The following is an 872-nucleotide window of genomic DNA, read 5'->3' as shown; positions in this document are numbered from 1 at the left end:
GTCGGGCGTCGCCGCAACACGCGGCTCCGCCGCATCGACTTCCTTGGCTATCGCAATTTTCATGACGCCTCCCGCAGTGAACTCGCAGAGACATCATCAACCTGGAAGATTGCTTCCACTTCGACCGCAGCGTTCAGTGGCAAGGAGCTGCATCCAACTGCAGCACGAACATGCTTACCACGATCGCCAAAGGCATAGATCAGAAGGTCGCTCGCCCCATTCAGGACGCTTGCGTGCTCCTTAAAGCTGCTTCTACTTTGTACGAAACCACCAAGTCTAACACACCGCACACCGTCCAACGATCCAAGGTGCGCCTTTAACTGCCCCAAGATATTCAACAAGCATAACTCGGCAGCCTTCTTCGCTTCTTCAACCCCGATATTCCATTCTACAATCCCTTCGAAGGCCAACTTCCCATCTCTCATCGGAAGCTGACCGGAAATATAAACCAGATTTCCAACCTGAAGCGTCGGGGCGTAACTGGCCAAACTCGCTGCCGGCGCCGGAATTTCAAAGCCACGATCTCGCAATTTCGTTTCTACCGTATTCATAGCAAGCCATCCTTATTTCTTAATTGGAGCATCGTTCTCTTTCGACCGGCGATTTTCTTTGCCAGCGGGCTGCGATTATCGATAACGCCGGATCGACAGCTCATCGGCGGGAATTTCTGGTGTGACACCGGCAATTTGATCGGACACGACGCGGGCCGCACCACAGGCCATCGTCCAACCCAGCGTCCCGTGGCCTGTATTCAGATAGAGATTGTCGAAATGCGTGGGGCCGATGATTGGCGGACCGTCCGGCGTCATCGGCCTCAAGCCACTCCAGAATGTGGAGCAAGACAGGTCTCCACCATTCGGGAACAGATCCCT

At 54.4% G+C, this 872-nt stretch carries 2 protein-coding genes; both read right to left on the bottom strand.

All coding sequences use genetic code 11. From position 1 onward, the window contains the following. Positions 1-59: 59 nt before the first annotated feature. Positions 60-551, bottom strand: a complete 492-nt coding sequence (locus AC1Q67_RS25420) for a RidA family protein (protein ID WP_492237881.1) — start codon at positions 549-551, stop codon at positions 60-62. 75 nt (positions 552-626) lie between these two features. Beyond that, positions 627-872: FAD-dependent oxidoreductase (locus AC1Q67_RS25415; RefSeq protein WP_492237879.1), on the bottom strand; the 246-nt coding region annotated here is incomplete at its 5' end.

It is taken from the genome of Afipia sp. GW823-FHT06G09 (assembly GCF_058794875.1).
Note: the sequence above shows the minus strand (reverse complement) of the source record. Positions and strands in the feature narration are given on the sequence as shown.